Raw genomic sequence first — 15,508 nt, 5'->3', positions numbered from 1 at the left:
CCTTTGCCATATAAGTATCTCGAAACCATATCCGGAATAAGCTGCTTTTATGCATATGGTAATTACATGCGAAAAGCTTGATATAGTGCGCTTTATGCTTATAACACCAGAATAATGGAAGGCACCTTCCCATAGTAAAGGGGTTCGTTTCTCATCTTCATGGAATGGGGTGGTTGGGAAGCTGCGAGACTCCCGTGGGAGAAGGAGATAGGCGAGATCCCGCAGGACGCAGTCCGAGGAAGCTCGGCGCTCCCCCACAGGAAAGCGAGTAGCTTCCCAGCCCCCCTGACTCTGAATACGGCAAACGAATCCCTGTTATCTCGAAACTGAGTCTTCCACAATCCTGCCATATTGTTGAACACTGGTTTGTTTATTTTGAATCACAAGGGGAATGAAAATGGTAAATCCCAACAGGAGGTCATTTTGCATGCAACAACATAAACTTTACATTAACGGAGAATATACAGAGTCAAACGGATCAGAATGGATTGATATCCTGAACCCGGCGACCGAGGAGGTCGTTTCTCAAATACCTAAAGGCACCGAAGACGATGTGAATCGTGCGGTGAAAGCAGCATTTGAAGCTCAAAAAGGCTGGGAGCTTACACCCAATATTGAACGCGGAAAAATCGTAAGAAAGCTTGGTGACCGAATAGAAGAAAACCGAGCCACTTTTATTGATCTATTACAAGAAGAGCAAGGGAAAGATTATGAGCTTGCCAGTGGAGAAGTGGACCTTGCGATCGATTACTTCCGTTATATGTCCGAGTGGGCACGTAGAATTGAAGGAGAAATTGTACCAAGTGATCGTAAGAATGAGAACATCTTTATTTATAAAAAGCCAATCGGGGTAGTCGCTGGTATCGTTCCTTGGAACTTTCCTGTGTTCATTTTAGCCCGCAAAGTAGCCACAGCACTTGTGACAGGTAATACATTAGTATTGAAACCAAGTCAGCAAACACCGAATACAGCGATGGAATTTACAAAAATCATTGATTCGATGGACGAAATTCCAAAAGGTGTTTATAACGTGGTAACTGGTACAGGTTCAGAAATCGGAAACAGGCTTGCCTCTCACCCGAACGTACACATGGTAACCATGACAGGAAGTGTGCCTGCAGGTACGAAAGTGATGGAAGCGGCGGCGCAAAATATTACGAAAGTGAACTTAGAGCTTGGAGGTAAAGCGCCTGCCATTGTCACCGCTAATGCTGACCTTGATGTTGCAGCTGAAAGCATTACGACTTCCCGTCTCGCTAACAACGGACAAGCCTGTACGAACGCTGAGCGTGTCTATGTTCATGAAAGTGTGGCGGATGAGCTTTTTGCTAAATTACGTCATAAGTTTGAATCACTGACTATGGGAGACCCCCGTGAAAATAAGGAAGCCGATGTCGGTCCTCTCGTAAGTAAAGATCGTCTTGAAGAAGTGGAGAGCATGGTAAAAGAAGCGATTGATGCAGGGGCGAAGGTTGAAATTGGCGGAGAACGAGGCGACTTAGACAAAGGGTATTTTTATAAGCCGACGATTCTCACAAATGTAGACCATGATATGCAGATTATGCAGGAAGAGATTTTCGGCCCTGTGATTCCTGTGACGACATTCAAAACATTGGATGAGGCGATTGAAAAAGGTAATGATACAGATTATGGATTATCCTCTTCTGTTTATACCGAAGACATGAATGAAGCGATGCTTGTCGTGAATGAACTGAAGTTCGGTGAAACATTCGTTAATCGTGAAAACTTCGAAGCTGTTCAGGGCTATCATGCAGGAATGAGAAAGTCAGGACTTGGTGGAGCGGACGGAAAACACGGAATGGAAGATTTCCTTGTCACACAAGTTGTTTATATGCAATATAAAGATGATAAAAAATAAGAAGCAAAAGAGCTGCGATACTTGTCGCAGCTCTTTTTTTACCGGTTATCGATTTTTTCGGGATAAAGATCGTGATTCATCAAGCGATGGTCAGCCATTTGCTCAAACTTTGTGCCAGGTTTCCCGTAATTGCAGTAAGGATCAATAGAAATCCCCCCACGAGGGGTGAACTTGCCCCAAACTTCGATGTAACGGGGGTCCATCAAGTCAATCAAATCGTTCATAATCGTATTCACACTGTCTTCATGAAAATCGCCGTGGTTCCGGAAGCTGAATAGATAGAGTTTAAGTGATTTACTTTCCACCATCTTAACATCCGGAATGTAGCTGATGTAGATCGTTGCAAAATCAGGTTGGCGTGTCTTTGGGCAAAGGGTTGTGAATTCCGGACAATTGAACTTTACGAAATAGTCACGGTTCGGGTGTTGGTTATCAAACGTTTCGAGGACATCCGGGTCATACTCAAAAGAATAGGAATTTCCTTGGTTACCAAGGAGAGATAAATCAAGGTCTTGATCGTTGCGTCCTGGCATGGGTCATGCTCCTTTTTGAATGTATTTTCAATAAAAAAAGCCGCAGCGGCTAAGGGCTGCGGCTTATCATAAGACGTGGTCCTTAGTTTTTTATAGAGGGGTGGGCTAAGAAACCTCTTCTATGAATCTTTCATGCTCGTTTCATTATATAAACAGAGGAGAATGCTGTCAATTTACCTCGTTCCCTTGTCCTAATTCTGTAAATCTTTGGAGATAACACTTTAAATATGAGTAGAAATCCCCTACAATAGAAGTAATTCATAAAATTTTCAGAAAAGTATGCAGTTCGTGGCTCTGAAAGGATCAGAGCTTTCTTCAGCCACAAAGGGAAAACGTTTACAAAACATTCTTATGAGGTGATGATGAATATGGACATGAAACCAATTCCAGCTCGATCAGGCAATCACAACATGGAAAACTACAAAGAAGCGTATGAGAATTTCCAGTGGGAAGAAGTGAAGGAACAGTTCTCATGGAACGAGACAGGTAAAGTAAACATTGCATATGAAGCTGTCGACCGCCATGCAGAAAATCCTGATAAGAAAGATCAGGCAGCTCTGATCTACTCTGCACCGGATAGAGAAGAGACCCTTACTTTTGAAGATTTGAAGCTGAAAAGTAATCAATTCGCGAATGTACTTAAAAAACACAATATAGAAAAAGGAGATCGTGTCTTTCTTTTCATGCCGAGAAGTCCTGAGTTTTATGCAACCTTCCTTGGTATTCTTAAGGTAGGAGCGATTGCCGGTCCTCTTTTTGAGGCATTCATGGAACAAGCCGTACGAGATCGCTTGGAGGACAGTGAAGCGACGATGCTCATTACGACGCCTGAATTGCTTGAGCGTGTACCTGCAGATGAGCTTCCGAACTTGAAGCAAGTCGTGCTTGTAGGCGGTGATGCACCGGGTAACTACATTTCTTATGAAGAAGAAATGGAGAAAGCTTCGCATGAATTTGAAATCGAGTGGGTGGATCTTGAAGACGGCATGCTCCTTCACTATACGTCTGGTTCAACAGGCAAGCCGAAAGGAGTTTATCACGTCCATAATGCTATGCTTCAACATTACCAGACAGGTAAATGGGTTTTGGACCTTAAAGAGGATGATGTGTACTGGTGTACAGCAGACCCAGGTTGGGTAACAGGCACAAGTTACGGTATCTTTGCTCCATGGTTAAACGGGGTGACAAACGTCATTCGAGGTGGACGATTCAGTCCTGATGATTGGTATGGAACGATTGCCGAGAAAAATGTTTCCGTCTGGTATTCCGCTCCGACTGCTTTCCGTAAACTGTTGAGCGCTGGAGAGGAAGTGGCGAAAAAGCATGACCTGTCCTCCCTTCGCCACGTGTTGAGTGTAGGAGAGCCATTGAACCCTGAAGTTGTAACATGGGGGCTTTCAGCCTTCGACTTGCGTATCCACGATACATGGTGGATGACGGAAACAGGGGGCATGTTGATTTGTAACTACCCTGCGATGGATATGCGTCCTGGATCCATGGGTAAACCGTTCCCTGGCATCGAAGCGGCCATTGTCGATAATGAAGGAAATGAACTCCCTGCCAACCAAATGGGGAACCTTGCGATCAAACAGGGATGGCCGTCCATGATGCGTGCGGTATGGAAGAACCCAGGGAAATATGAAAGCTATTTCTTGAATGGCTGGTACGTTTCCGGCGATAGTGCTTACCAAGACGAAGACGGTTATTTCTGGTTCCAGGGCCGTCTTGATGATGTCATCAACACTTCCGGTGAACGTGTGGGACCATTTGAAGTAGAGAGTAAGCTGATCGAACACGAAGCGGTAGCGGAAGCGGGAGTCATCGGTAAACCGGACCCTGAACGTGGGGAAATCATTAAGGCGTTCATCACCCTCAGAGAAGGGCATGAACAATCCGATGAACTGCTGGAGGACATCCGTCAGTTCGTTAAAAAAGGGTTGAGCGCTCACGCCGCTCCAAGGGAAATCGAAATTAAGGACACGATTCCTAAAACACGTAGTGGTAAAATCATGAGACGTCTCCTGAAGTCCTGGGAGCTTGGATTACCGACTGGCGATACTTCTACTCTTGAAGAGTAATAGACGAAAGCACAGCCCGCTTTAGGGTTGTGCTTTTCTTTTTTAGTGCTCGTTTGGGAGTTTGTTTCACGTGGAACGACCAAGCGCGGGGACATAATTTTCATGTATCCTATGGTAAGATATGGAGAGATATTACATAGATTGCAGGTGGCACAATGATGAAAGAAGAATCTACACGGTTTTTGGATGGCTCATTAGAGACCATTCAATGGTTCGTATTTCTGTTGGCGAGTGCAGTTGCCCTGCCCATTGTTATCGGTTCTATTTTTGAATTGAATTTCAATGAAGTAGCAGGCTTGATGCAACGGACATTCTTTGTCGTCGGCATCGCTTCCTTCCTACAAGGGGTTTTCGGACACCGGCTTCCGATTATGGAAGGACCCGCCGGCCTCTGGATCAGTATTTTTGCTGTCATGGCCTATAGTGGGGCACAGTCCGGCGACAGCTATATGGAAACATTACAAGTTCTCCAGGGGACGATGATATGGACTGGAATTTTTCTGTTCCTGTTTGGCGTATTCCGCTTGTCGCACCGGGTGCTTTTTGTGTTCACACCACTCGTTACGGGTGCTTTTTTATTTTTACTGACCGTTCAATTGAGCGGGACATTTCTTCAAGGAATGTTAGGCATCCAGCAGTCGACAGAAGCGGTGGATGGAAAACAGGCGCTTGTCGCTTTTGTGACGCTTGCGCTTGTCATTGGTTTATCAGTAATGGGAAAAGGCTGGTTGAAAAGTTTTGCTGTTCTGATTGGAATTGGCGTGGGATGGGTATTGTATGCCATAACTTTCAATAGTAATGCCAATGATACAGGGGGGACCTCACCTTTTTCCTTACCCGATATCTTTGCATGGGGCCCACCCCAACTGACGTGGGGAACGCTCCCTTTAGGATTTATTACCGCTGTGATCTTATTGTCGAATCTTGTGGCATCCATTATTGCGGTCAGCCATACCGTCTATGGAAAACCACAGTATACATATGATCAGGTCAACAAAGGAAGCAGTTTTCTAGGGATTAACCATGGAATTACAGCCATTTTTTCTGCAGTGGCTAACGTTTCGCTTGCATCATCTTCGGGTTTCATGCAATTGACTGGGCAAAAAAAGAAACGTCCTTTTTTATATGCTACTTTATTATTGGTGTTGTTTTCGTTCTTCCCCCCGGTGGTGGCGTTTATTTCTGGCATTCCCGCACCGGTAGCTAACGCAGCTTTGCTCGCAACTTTTGTCCAATTAATGGGACTTGGATTATCTAACATGACGAGTGAAACGCTGGATGAACGGAGACTCACCATATTAGGACTGTCTTTCTTACTGGGTATTGGACTCATGTTCCTCCCGCCAGAAGCTTTCAGTGGTGTTCCGGCGATTTTACAAAACTTACTGAGTAATGGATTGCTGGTCGGGACAGTACTCGTCATTGTTTTGGACCGGATCTGGAAAGAATCAAACACGTCATCATAGGGAAAATTGATGGTACAAGGAAGTGATGGAATGGAAAATAAAATATATGATGTCATCGGGATCGGAATTGGTCCTTATAATTTAGGAATGGCCGCATTGCTTGATCAGACCGAAGATTTGGATGCTGTCTTTTTTGACAAGAGCCCTGAGTTTGTCTGGCATCCAGGCATGCTTATTGAAACGATGGATCTACAGGTCCCTTTTTTGGCGGACCTGGTCTCGTTCGCGGACCCTAAAAGCCCTTATACCTTTATGAATTATTTGCACGAGCATGACCGGATGTTCCCTTTCTTCTTCCATCGTCATTTTGAAATCCCGCGTCAGGAATACAATCATTACATGCAGTGGGTGGTCAAGCAGCTGGGTGGTCTGTTTTTCGGCCATACTGTCGTTGACGTGATGGACCATAAAGACGCCGATGCCCCCCATTATGAAGTGGTGGTCAAAGAAACAGCGACGGGTGAGGAAAAATATTACCAAGCCAAGCACATTGTCATGGGGACTGGCAGCGAACCGTTGATTTTGGATGGTATGGATCGGCTACCTAACGAAGACGTGATGCATACGAGTCGCTACCTTTTTGAAAAAGATCATTTACTGAAAGCAAAACATGTGACTATCGTCGGCTCGGGTCAGAGCGCTTTAGAGGTTTTCCTTGATTTACTAGAAGAGCAAGACAGACAGTCGGATATGAAATTGAGCCTCTTTACGAGATCCGGGGGGCTTTTTCAATTGGATACGGCTAAGTTTGCTCAAGAAATGTTTACACCGGAATTCGTCGATTATTTTCATGCCTTGAGTCTCCATCAACGGAAAGATGCACTGGATACTCTCGGCCCGCTTCGGAAAGGGATCGATCCTGATACACTCACACGACTGTACACGAAGCTATATCATCGAACAGCCGGCATGAAGGATAGTCGTGTTCTTATTCAACCGATGACTGAAATTACAGGGATTGAAGCGAACGAAGACGGGTATCACCTTCAATGTAAACAGTGGCAGGAAGAAGTCGAGTACACGTATCCTACGGAAAAAGTTGTGCTGGCCACAGGATATAAACCTCATTTTCCTGGCTGGTTCATGAACCGTTTCAAAGAAAAAATCGAATGGGAAGAGGAAGGGATGTATAAAGTATCGCGCGATTATCAGCTTCTCTTCAACGATCATCGTGACCATCACTTCTTTACGTTGACCAACCTCGTCCACTCACACGGAGCAGGAGCTACGAATTTAGGATTATCCGTACACCGGAATGTGCATATCATCAATACGATTGCAGGAAGAGAAGTGTACCGGAACCAATCGGATACAACCTTCCAGCAGTTTTCCATGAAAGAGTTCCAATAACCATTAAGTGGAAAATAGGTTTAAAATCATTTCATAGGGGAAGATATGCTATGTGTTCAAATACAACCCATACATTCAAGGAGATGATTTAGATATGAGTAAGATTGCTTGTGTCATGACGTCCATGTTTGAAGATGTAGAATATACACAACCAGCAGAAGCGTTCTCAAACGAAGGTCATGAAGTAACGACCATTGAATGGGAAGCTGGCAAAGAAGTGGAAGGAAAACAGGGAGAAGCTTCCGTTAAAATTGATACATCCATCGATGATGTGAAACCTGAAGACTTTGATGCGTTGTTCATCCCTGGTGGTTTTTCACCTGATATTCTGCGCGGAGATGACAAATTCGTTTCCTTCGCGAAACATTTTATGGATGAAAAGAAACCAGTCTTCGCGATCTGCCATGGTCCCCAGCTATTGATCACGGCTAAAACTCTCGAAGGCCGCACAGCAACCGGGTTCAAATCCATTTCCGTCGATATGGAATATGCAGGCGTCAACTATCAGGATAAAGAAGTTGTCGTTTGTCAGGACCAGCTGGTCACAAGCCGCCAGCCCGATGATATTCCAGCCTTCAACCGTGAGGCTCTAAAACTCTTGAAATAATAAACAGAAAGGCCATGAGGGAATTCTCCCTCATGGCCTTTTTCATCGTCTCAATAAATCAACTGCCTTGTGTCACATAAGCTCCCGATTGTGGAAGACTCGGTTTTGAGGTAACCCCGGGGTTCGTTTGCCATATTGAGAGTCAGGGGTGGTTGGGAAGCAGTTCGCTTTCCTGCGGGGATGACGGAGAGCCTCCTCGTGCTGCGCACTGCGGGATCTCTCCGGCCAATCCATTCCCGCGGGAGTCTCCCAGCTTCTCAACCACCCCATTCCATATAGGAGAGAAACGAACCCTTTACTTGGCCTAGAAGGAATGTCTTCCACTGTCGCTTTTGTTATAAGTATAAAGCGCTATACATCAGGATCTCATAATGGGAATGCTTGCTTTGGAGGGTTTACATTCCTCCACTTTCCTTAAGCATAAAAGATGTTTATTCGATCAATGGTTTCGAGACACTCCTATGGCAAAGCGAACCTTTTCCCGGAGCCCCTAAACTCTCACAAAAGTCTCGAAATCTGGTCTTACACAATCCTGCCATATTGTTGAAGAAAGATTACCATAACAGTACCAATTTTGTAACCTGCTATTGTAGAGAGGAGAAGAAACTTCCTATATAATGAAAGGAAGACCATAGATCGTTCTATATTACATACATGCATACGTATAGAAGGAGGAGGACCAAACGATGATTGTCATTGAAAAAGAACACCATTTTCACATGATTCCTCAGCATGAGCACGCCAAAATATCAGCACAAATCGTCGCCCATTGGAAGAACAATTTTTTATTGCGCTCAAAATTGAGAGAAGAAGCGGATTGGGCGATTCAGCAGCACGACAGAGCCTGGATCCCACTGGATGATTATCCTGAATGGAATGAAGAAAAGCAGCGCCCTTATACGTTCGTTGATTATCCTTTAGAGAAAAAATTGCAGGCCTATCAACGCGGGATTAAAGAGGTAGCTGACCGCTCCTTGTATGCCGGTATGCTCTGCAGTATGCACTATGCGTCATTCTTTTCTAAGGATGACAAGGATCCGGTTGTACAGACGTTTTTAGCTGAAGAAAAAACACGGCAGCAGGATCTGTTCGAATCGATGGAAATGGACATTCCCTATGATATCTATGACCTTCATTTTCGTCGGTTGCAATTTTGTGATGATCTCTCCCTTTATGTATGTATGCAGGAGCCTGGAATACCGAAGGAAAAAGAAGTTCCTTGGTTCAAAAACGGCTTCAGACAGTCCTTTGATTTCGCCCCGGCTGGCATGATCGCCCATTGGGAAGATAAAAAGAAAGTTTCCGTTTACCCTTTTCCATTTGAAAAGCCATTCAGCATAGAGGTTCCTTACCGTCCTGTTTCAAAAAAGGAGATTGATGAAAAAGGTCTGTCTCAAGCGTTTCACGATACAGAGGTTCAAAAGCACGTCATTACTTTTGTGAAAAAAGAATAGTCACTTACATTTCCAATGGTGTAAGCGACTGTTTTATGTTCTGCCTGATATTTCTCCGGCAAAAGTATCTCTTTATTTCTTATCAATACTGAATTGTCCATCGAGCAACACCCAGTTTTGGGGAAAGGAAAGTCCCAGTTTCCAATAGCTGATTCCGAGAAGGCCGCGATTTTTGATTAAGTCAAATTTCTTTTGAATCGAGCGTGCATCTTCAAACCATACTTCGTGTTTTTTTCCGGCGTTATCTGTATAAGTGAAGTAAGGGGCCTGCTCTTCCTGATCATAGGAAATCGGCACATTGTTCTCTCTCGCAATTTGAATGGCCTGCTGTGGACTGATCGCCTTTGCAAACTCTCCACCTGGCTCGTATGGAAGGGTCCAGTCATATCCATATAAATTTTGGCCGAGTAGAATTTTTTCTGCCGGCATTTCTGACAACGCATAATCGACTACTTCTGTGACCGGACCAATAGGAGATACGGCACGTGGAGGGCCGCCGCTGTATCCCCATTCATACGTCATTAAAACGACGAAGTCTACAATTTCTCCGTGCGCTTTGTAGTCATGGGCTTCGTACCAAGCTCCTTTTTGATCGGCACTCGTTTTAGGAGCAAGGGCGGTGAAAATGAGTAAGCCTTCAGCCGATAATCGCTGCTTTGCTTTTCTCAGAAACTGGTTATAGTTCTCTTTCATTTCAGGAGGGAGAAACTCCATATCAAAGTGGACGTCCTTAAAACCTACTTGCTTGGTGGTTTGAATGATGTTGTCGAGCAGTTTATCCTGCAGGGCTTCATCGGAAAGAATTTTCCTGCCTAATTCAGCATTGAATCCATCTTCCGCCAGGTTTGTGACGACCATCATAAGAGCCGTATCGTTTTGTTGAGCAATCTCTTTGAAATTATCAAGCGGCGGTGCTTTTAACGAAGCATCTTCCTGAATTTCATAACTGAACGGAGCCAGGTAGGTCAGTGACCCCGCCCTGTTTTCAGCAGAAGCACGAAGCGTGTCGGAGACTTCCCCACCATAGGGCTCTATATAAGCATTGGCCGTAATCGGTCTTGGTGGCTCATCTGGAATGTAGAGACGTAAACCGACAGGAAGAGGGCCCCCGACTTGAAGGCCATTGACTTGAGCAAGTTTTTCAGCCGTGGTGTTGAACTTTTGAGCAATGGAATATAAGCTGTCCCCTTGCTGGACAAAATAAAATTGACCGACAATCGGTATGACAAGAGCCTGACCGATGACAAGGTCCCCCGGGGTCTCCAATTCATTTGCTTCGATAATGGCATTTGGCGTACTATCGTAGAGACCAGCAATGGAGAATACCGAATCTCCTTCTTGAACGACGTGGATTTGCATATGGATTCGCTCCTTTCTCATCTTTAATAATGTATGAAAGAGGAAAACGGAATTATTCTTGAAAATCACAGGAGGAACATCATGCTTGACGATGAATATTATATGAAACTTGCTTTAGAAGAAGCAGAAAAAGCAGAGGTGGATGGAGAAGTTCCGATTGGTGCTGTCATCGTAAAAGATGGAAAAGTGATTGCGACAGGGTACAATCAGAGGGAAACATCCCAATTGGCCTCGTCCCACGCTGAATTCATTGCGATTGAAAGGGCTAACCAGCAAGTAGGAAGCTGGAGGCTTGAAGAATGTACGTTGTTTGTCACTTTAGAGCCTTGTCCAATGTGTGCGGGTGCAATCTTGCAATCGAGAATTCCAAGGGTTGTTTATGGTGCCAAGGATCCGAAAGCAGGTTGTGCAGGTACGCTTCTTAATCTATTAAACGACGATCGCTTCAATCATAAATCAGAAGTTCTACCGGGAGTTATGGAAGAAACATGCGGAAAAATACTGACGGATTTCTTCCGCAACCTGCGTGATCGTAAGAAAAATAAGCCATCGACTAATAATTAACAGTGTTTTATCATTGCATTTTTCTCGAAAACTCGCTATACTTGTTAATGCCGTGCTAAGCGGGGAGGTAGCGGTGCCCTGTACTCGCAATCCGCTATAGCGAGGCCGAATCCCCATCCGAGGTGGTGCGGCCTCAAGGTCTGCCTTATGTGAGTGGTGTTGACACCCAGGTCCTGCGCAACGGGAACCAGTGAATCCTGTCAGGTCCGGAAGGAAGCAGCAGTAAGCTGTCTCTCCCGTGTGCCGTGGGAGTGCCTGGGTCGAGCCACAACCATAAGTAACGCTTGGGGCCACATCATCGAAGATGGGTGCACGGCATTACATATGCAAACACAAGGAGCTGTTATGATCCGTTCATAGCAGCTCTTTTTTTATACCTATTTTCCAAGGTTCACATCACAACCTTGAATCAGGTATAATGAGGAAGAGACTATTAAGGGAGAACGGTTTTATGAGCTATCAGGCTTTATATCGCGTATGGCGCCCGCGAAATTTTGAAGGAGTCGTCGGACAAACGCATATTACACGGACACTGCAGAATGCGATTGAGCAGAATAAATTTTCGCATGCGTATCTATTCTCTGGACCGAGGGGGACAGGGAAAACGAGTGCTGCCAAAATTTTCGCCAAAGCCGTCAACTGCGAGCGTTCCCCTGTGAAGGAACCATGTAACGAGTGTGATGCTTGCCTTGGTATTCAGGATGGATCGATTTCAGATGTCATAGAAATTGATGCCGCTTCAAACAATGGTGTTGAGCAAATCAGGGAAATCCGGGACAAGGTGAAATATGCTCCTAGTGCGGTGCCTTACAAAGTGTACATCATCGATGAGGTTCATATGCTTTCCATGGGGGCTTTTAACGCCTTATTAAAAACATTAGAAGAACCTCCGAAGCACGTCATATTCATACTTGCAACAACGGAGCCTCATAAAATTCCATTAACGATTATATCCAGATGTCAACGATTCGATTTCAAGCGGATTTCGCAAAAAGCGATGGTTGAACGGATGGAAAAAATCACATCGATTGAAGGAATCGCTATTGCAAGAGAAGCGCTGGAGATTGTAGCGCTCACAGCAGAAGGTGGAATGCGTGATGCCTTGAGTCTTCTCGATCAGGCGATTTCCTACAGTGATGATGAAGTGACGATTGAAGACGTTCTTGCAGTGACAGGTTCCGTTTCTCAAAGTAAGTTAACAGCGGTTTTGCAGTCGCTTCACAACCAGGATGCAAGAGCAGCTCTTGAAGCGGTGGATGACTTGATTCAACAAGGAAAAGACCCTGGCCGCTTTGTTTTCGATCTGATTTATTACTTAAGGGATCTGCTATTATTCCAAAGTGCACCAGACCTTGAGCATAATTTGGAAAGAGCGATTCCTGATGAAGCTTTCAAAAGCTTAGCAGGCGAATTGTCTCCGGTTTGGATTCAGCAAGCCATTCGTGAGCTGAATCGCTGCCAACAGGAAATGAAATGGACGACGAGCCCGAAAGTTTTCATAGAAATCGCTATGCTGAATATGGTGGAAGTCCAGGTGGGACCTCCCCAAGGACAACCGGTCCAATCAGAAGCTGTAGATCAGCTGGCAAGAAAGATTGAAGGCCTTGAAAAGGAGCTGGCAAGTCTGAAAGAAAAAGGGGTCAGTGCAGCAACACAGCCACAGACACCGGCGAAAAAGCGGGCCCCTGCAAAATCCGGGAAAAAAGGGTATAATGTTCCTTATGAACGTATTCGTCAAGTGCTGAACGAAGCGTCTAAAGAAGACATCAAGAACGTTCAGGGACGCTGGGCGGACTTTATGGAAGCTTTGAAGCGGACGAACGCTCCGGCTCATGCAACGCTTTTGAACAGTAAGCCGAGAGCTGCCTCTTCGAAGGCGCTTGTGCTTGCCTTCCGGTACGATATCCATTGTTCATTGGCATCGGAACACCAGAAGACAATTGAGCCATTGCTGACGGAATTCATTGGGAAACCGATGACGATCATTCCGATTCCTGAACAGAACTGGCAGGAAATCAGGGAAGAATACGTCCGGAAACAGAAACAATCATCTGACGAAGAGCCTGGAGTAGATGGGGAAGAAAGTGAAACGTCTCCATCCCAAGCGGGTGAAGAGGACCCCTTAGTTTCAGAAGCCCGTAAACTAGTCGGAGATGATTTAATAGAAGTCCAAGATTAACAGCTATTTAAAGGAGGAATGCTCCATGCGTGGTGGAGGAAACATGAATAACATGATGAAACAAATGCAAAAAATGCAGAAGAAAATGATGAAGGCTCAAGAAGAGCTTTATGAAATGACCTTCGAATCTTCTGCTGGTGGCGGTATGGTGAAAGTAACAGCTAACGGGAAGAAAGAGATTACGGACGTTGCAATTGATGAAGAGGTTGTAGACCCTGATGATGTAGAAATGCTTCAGGATTTAATCATTACAGCAACAAACGATGTACTGAAGCAAGTAGACGATAAGACGAACGACACTATGGGAGAATTCACGAAAGGTATGCCTGGTGGAATGTTCTAGGAGGAATTTTCATGTATTACCCGGAACCTATATCAAAACTGATCGACAGTTTTACGAAACTGCCAGGAATCGGACCGAAGACGGCTGTTCGCCTGGCTTTTTTCGTTTTAGAAATGGAAGAGGATGATGTCCTCGATTTTGCCAAATCACTTGTAAATGCGAAAAGGGAACTTACCCATTGTTCCGTTTGTGGGCACATAACAGACCAGGACCCTTGCTCCATCTGTCAGGATGAAACGAGAGACCAAACATTGATTTGTGTCGTTCAGGATCCAAAAGATGTCATTGCAATGGAAAAAATGAAAGAATTCAGTGGGAAGTATCACGTGCTTCACGGAGCGATTTCGCCTATGGATGGCATCGGCCCGGAAGATATCAATGTAGAAAGCCTGATCAACCGGTTGAAAGATGAGGGAATTGAAGAATTGATTCTCGCAACGAACCCGAACATTGAAGGGGAAGCGACAGCGATGTACATTTCCCGTCTCGTGAAGCCTTCTGGTATTCGCATGACGAGGATTGCTCATGGTCTGCCGGTTGGGGGCGACCTTGAATATGCAGACGAAGTGACCCTTTCCAAAGCTCTTGAAGGACGAAGAGAACTTTAGGAGGGGGGAGAAGATTTGTTTGGCAGGAAAAAAACAGTGAAAAAAGAAATGGATCGAGAACTCCTCATTCACATTAAAGAATTGAAGCGGGAGTGGGAAAATTTAAACACGATCATTGAACAGAGCATCGAACCGAGCGAAGACGGTTTGAATGATTTAGCGGTCGTCAAAGCGAAATATTTCTACTTATTAAGAGAAGCGAGATTCAGAGGAATCAATGCTTTGTCTTAATCGATGTACTACCCTCTTGTTTACGAGCATAAGCTGTTGATAGAACAGTTCTTGGACAAGGGGGGTTTTTTATGGATCCGGTACTCGTCATTCTCTTACTAGGACTAGCTATCCCATTATTACTCATTATAGGCATGCCGACCAAACCGTTGAAGGTGGTGGGTCAGGTCATGACCAGGCTGATTGTAGCTGTCATTCTGTTGTTTTTTGTAAACCTGTTCGGTGCCCAATTTGGGTTACATGTTCCGATCAATGGCTTTACGGCAATCGTATCAGCTATCCTGGGGGTTCCTGGAGTATTATCTTTAACAGCTATTCATTTTTGGATTATTTAAAAGGGGGAAGTTTTATGCTTCGCCTTTTTATTTTGCGGAAAAAGCCCTTTTGATTAGAACTTTCCTTATTGTATAATTTACCTTTTTGGAGCTTAAGGAGAACCTCTATGAATGGAACAACTTCTATAGAAGAAACATTCTTTGAAAATATGTATATTTTTTTAATAAATCTATTGCGTCATTCGAAATGCCATGATATATTATTACTTGTCGCGTTAACAGAGCGGCCAGCCGTAAACGGCTTAACAAAATAAATCATAAAAAGTTGTTGACGAAAACAACTACACATGATATATTGATTAAGTCGCTGTTTTGAAGCGGCACACAAAACATTTGATCTTTGAAAACTGAACGAACCAACCAGTACGTCAAAACATTTCTTCTTTATAGAAGAAATTTGAAACAAGCACATTCGGTGTGCAAATGAGCAAGTCAAACTTAACTTTTATGGAGAGTTTGATCCTGGCTCAGGACGAACGCTGGCGGCGTGCCTAATACATGCAAGTCGAGCGCGGGAAGCGA

Annotated in this window: 14 protein-coding genes, 1 rRNA gene, 1 other RNA gene and 1 riboswitch; of the genes, 14 read left to right on the top strand and 2 right to left on the bottom strand. The window is 44.6% G+C overall.

Translation table 11 applies throughout. The annotated features are described in order from the left end of the window. The first annotated feature begins 427 nt into the window (after window positions 1-427). The gene (gene aldA / locus DYE48_RS06605; RefSeq protein WP_115822958.1) at window positions 428-1,879 is read left to right on the top strand and encodes an aldehyde dehydrogenase; all 1,452 of its coding nucleotides are present in this window, start codon (window positions 428-430) and stop codon (window positions 1,877-1,879) included. A gap of 38 nt (window positions 1,880-1,917) precedes the next feature. On the opposite strand, the gene queF is transcribed toward aldA, so the two are convergent. After that, window positions 1,918-2,412, bottom strand: coding sequence for a preQ(1) synthase (queF, locus tag DYE48_RS06600; RefSeq protein ID WP_089650765.1), 495 nt, complete (start codon window positions 2,410-2,412; stop codon window positions 1,918-1,920). 76 nt (window positions 2,413-2,488) lie between these two features. Then, a riboswitch (PreQ1 riboswitch) is annotated at window positions 2,489-2,535 on the bottom strand. Window positions 2,536-2,780: 245 nt separating this feature from the next. On the opposite strand from queF, the gene acsA reads away from it, so the two are divergent. The 5 genes from acsA (at window position 2,781) to DYE48_RS06575 (ending at window position 9,367) form a co-directional block, all read left to right on the top strand. Beyond that, entirely contained in the window at window positions 2,781-4,490 is a 1,710-nt protein-coding gene (gene acsA / locus DYE48_RS06595) for an acetate--CoA ligase (protein WP_115822957.1), read from the top strand. 158 nt (window positions 4,491-4,648) lie between these two features. Beyond that, window positions 4,649-5,956 carry a purine/pyrimidine permease gene (locus DYE48_RS06590; protein WP_115822956.1) on the top strand — a complete coding sequence of 436 codons (1,308 nt, stop codon included), beginning with the start codon at window positions 4,649-4,651 and terminating at the stop codon, window positions 5,954-5,956. A 30-nt stretch (window positions 5,957-5,986) separates the two neighbouring features. Beyond that, complete coding sequence (locus tag DYE48_RS06585) at window positions 5,987-7,306, top strand: lysine N(6)-hydroxylase/L-ornithine N(5)-oxygenase family protein (RefSeq protein WP_115822955.1); 1,320 nt, start codon at window positions 5,987-5,989, stop codon at window positions 7,304-7,306. Window positions 7,307-7,400: 94 nt separating this feature from the next. After that, window positions 7,401-7,913: a type 1 glutamine amidotransferase domain-containing protein gene (locus tag DYE48_RS06580; protein WP_089650799.1), complete on the top strand. Its 513-nt coding sequence runs from the start codon at window positions 7,401-7,403 to the stop codon at window positions 7,911-7,913. Between the two features lie 686 nt (window positions 7,914-8,599). Then, the gene (locus DYE48_RS06575) at window positions 8,600-9,367 is read left to right on the top strand and encodes a DUF3891 family protein (protein ID WP_089650769.1); all 768 of its coding nucleotides are present in this window, start codon (window positions 8,600-8,602) and stop codon (window positions 9,365-9,367) included. A 72-nt stretch (window positions 9,368-9,439) separates the two neighbouring features. On the opposite strand, the gene DYE48_RS06570 is transcribed toward DYE48_RS06575, so the two are convergent. After that, window positions 9,440-10,726 carry a glycoside hydrolase family 18 protein gene (locus tag DYE48_RS06570; RefSeq protein WP_115822954.1) on the bottom strand — a complete coding sequence of 429 codons (1,287 nt, stop codon included), beginning with the start codon at window positions 10,724-10,726 and terminating at the stop codon, window positions 9,440-9,442. Between the two features lie 81 nt (window positions 10,727-10,807). On the opposite strand from DYE48_RS06570, the gene tadA reads away from it, so the two are divergent. From tadA to DYE48_RS06530, 8 genes are all read left to right on the top strand, one after another. Further along, entirely contained in the window at window positions 10,808-11,290 is a 483-nt protein-coding gene (tadA, locus tag DYE48_RS06565) for a tRNA adenosine(34) deaminase TadA (RefSeq protein WP_089650771.1), read from the top strand. A 50-nt stretch (window positions 11,291-11,340) separates the two neighbouring features. Further along, window positions 11,341-11,606: signal recognition particle sRNA large type (gene ffs, locus DYE48_RS06560), an RNA gene on the top strand. A gap of 135 nt (window positions 11,607-11,741) precedes the next feature. Continuing rightward, entirely contained in the window at window positions 11,742-13,469 is a 1,728-nt protein-coding gene (dnaX, locus tag DYE48_RS06555; RefSeq protein WP_115822953.1) for a DNA polymerase III subunit gamma/tau, read from the top strand. A gap of 25 nt (window positions 13,470-13,494) precedes the next feature. Further along, window positions 13,495-13,812 carry a YbaB/EbfC family nucleoid-associated protein gene (locus DYE48_RS06550; RefSeq protein ID WP_089650773.1) on the top strand — a complete coding sequence of 106 codons (318 nt, stop codon included), beginning with the start codon at window positions 13,495-13,497 and terminating at the stop codon, window positions 13,810-13,812. Window positions 13,813-13,823: 11 nt separating this feature from the next. Beyond that, on the top strand, window positions 13,824-14,420 hold the full coding sequence (gene recR, locus DYE48_RS06545; protein ID WP_089650774.1) for a recombination mediator RecR: 597 nt from the start codon (window positions 13,824-13,826) through the stop codon (window positions 14,418-14,420). Between the two features lie 15 nt (window positions 14,421-14,435). After that, window positions 14,436-14,651 (top strand): YaaL family protein, encoded by a 216-nt coding sequence (locus DYE48_RS06540; RefSeq protein ID WP_089650775.1) that lies wholly within the window; start codon window positions 14,436-14,438, stop codon window positions 14,649-14,651. 71 nt (window positions 14,652-14,722) lie between these two features. Continuing rightward, on the top strand, window positions 14,723-14,986 hold the full coding sequence (locus DYE48_RS06535; protein WP_089650776.1) for a pro-sigmaK processing inhibitor BofA family protein: 264 nt from the start codon (window positions 14,723-14,725) through the stop codon (window positions 14,984-14,986). A gap of 444 nt (window positions 14,987-15,430) precedes the next feature. Next, window positions 15,431-15,508, top strand: a 16S ribosomal RNA gene (locus DYE48_RS06530); the annotation flags it as partial.

The organism is Halobacillus trueperi, from assembly GCF_003386945.1.
In the GTDB taxonomy this organism is placed as follows: domain Bacteria; phylum Bacillota; class Bacilli; order Bacillales; family Halobacillaceae; genus Halobacillus; species Halobacillus aidingensis.
The sequence above is the reverse complement of the archived record's forward strand: the minus strand, read 5'-3'. Positions and strand labels throughout refer to the sequence as shown.

Coding starts and splice junctions, on each gene's coding strand:
- aldA (WP_115822958.1), top strand. CDS start 428: ATGCAACAACATAAACTTTACATTAACGGAGAATATACAGAGTCAAAC.
- queF (WP_089650765.1), bottom strand. CDS start 2,412: ATGCCAGGACGCAACGATCAAGACCTTGATTTATCTCTCCTTGGTAAC.
- acsA (WP_115822957.1), top strand. CDS start 2,781: ATGGACATGAAACCAATTCCAGCTCGATCAGGCAATCACAACATGGAA.
- DYE48_RS06590 (WP_115822956.1), top strand. CDS start 4,649: ATGAAAGAAGAATCTACACGGTTTTTGGATGGCTCATTAGAGACCATT.
- DYE48_RS06585 (WP_115822955.1), top strand. CDS start 5,987: ATGGAAAATAAAATATATGATGTCATCGGGATCGGAATTGGTCCTTAT.
- DYE48_RS06580 (WP_089650799.1), top strand. CDS start 7,401: ATGAGTAAGATTGCTTGTGTCATGACGTCCATGTTTGAAGATGTAGAA.
- DYE48_RS06575 (WP_089650769.1), top strand. CDS start 8,600: ATGATTGTCATTGAAAAAGAACACCATTTTCACATGATTCCTCAGCAT.
- DYE48_RS06570 (WP_115822954.1), bottom strand. CDS start 10,726: ATGCAAATCCACGTCGTTCAAGAAGGAGATTCGGTATTCTCCATTGCT.
- tadA (WP_089650771.1), top strand. CDS start 10,808: ATGCTTGACGATGAATATTATATGAAACTTGCTTTAGAAGAAGCAGAA.
- dnaX (WP_115822953.1), top strand. CDS start 11,742: ATGAGCTATCAGGCTTTATATCGCGTATGGCGCCCGCGAAATTTTGAA.
- DYE48_RS06550 (WP_089650773.1), top strand. CDS start 13,495: ATGCGTGGTGGAGGAAACATGAATAACATGATGAAACAAATGCAAAAA.
- recR (WP_089650774.1), top strand. CDS start 13,824: ATGTATTACCCGGAACCTATATCAAAACTGATCGACAGTTTTACGAAA.
- DYE48_RS06535 (WP_089650776.1), top strand. CDS start 14,723: ATGGATCCGGTACTCGTCATTCTCTTACTAGGACTAGCTATCCCATTA.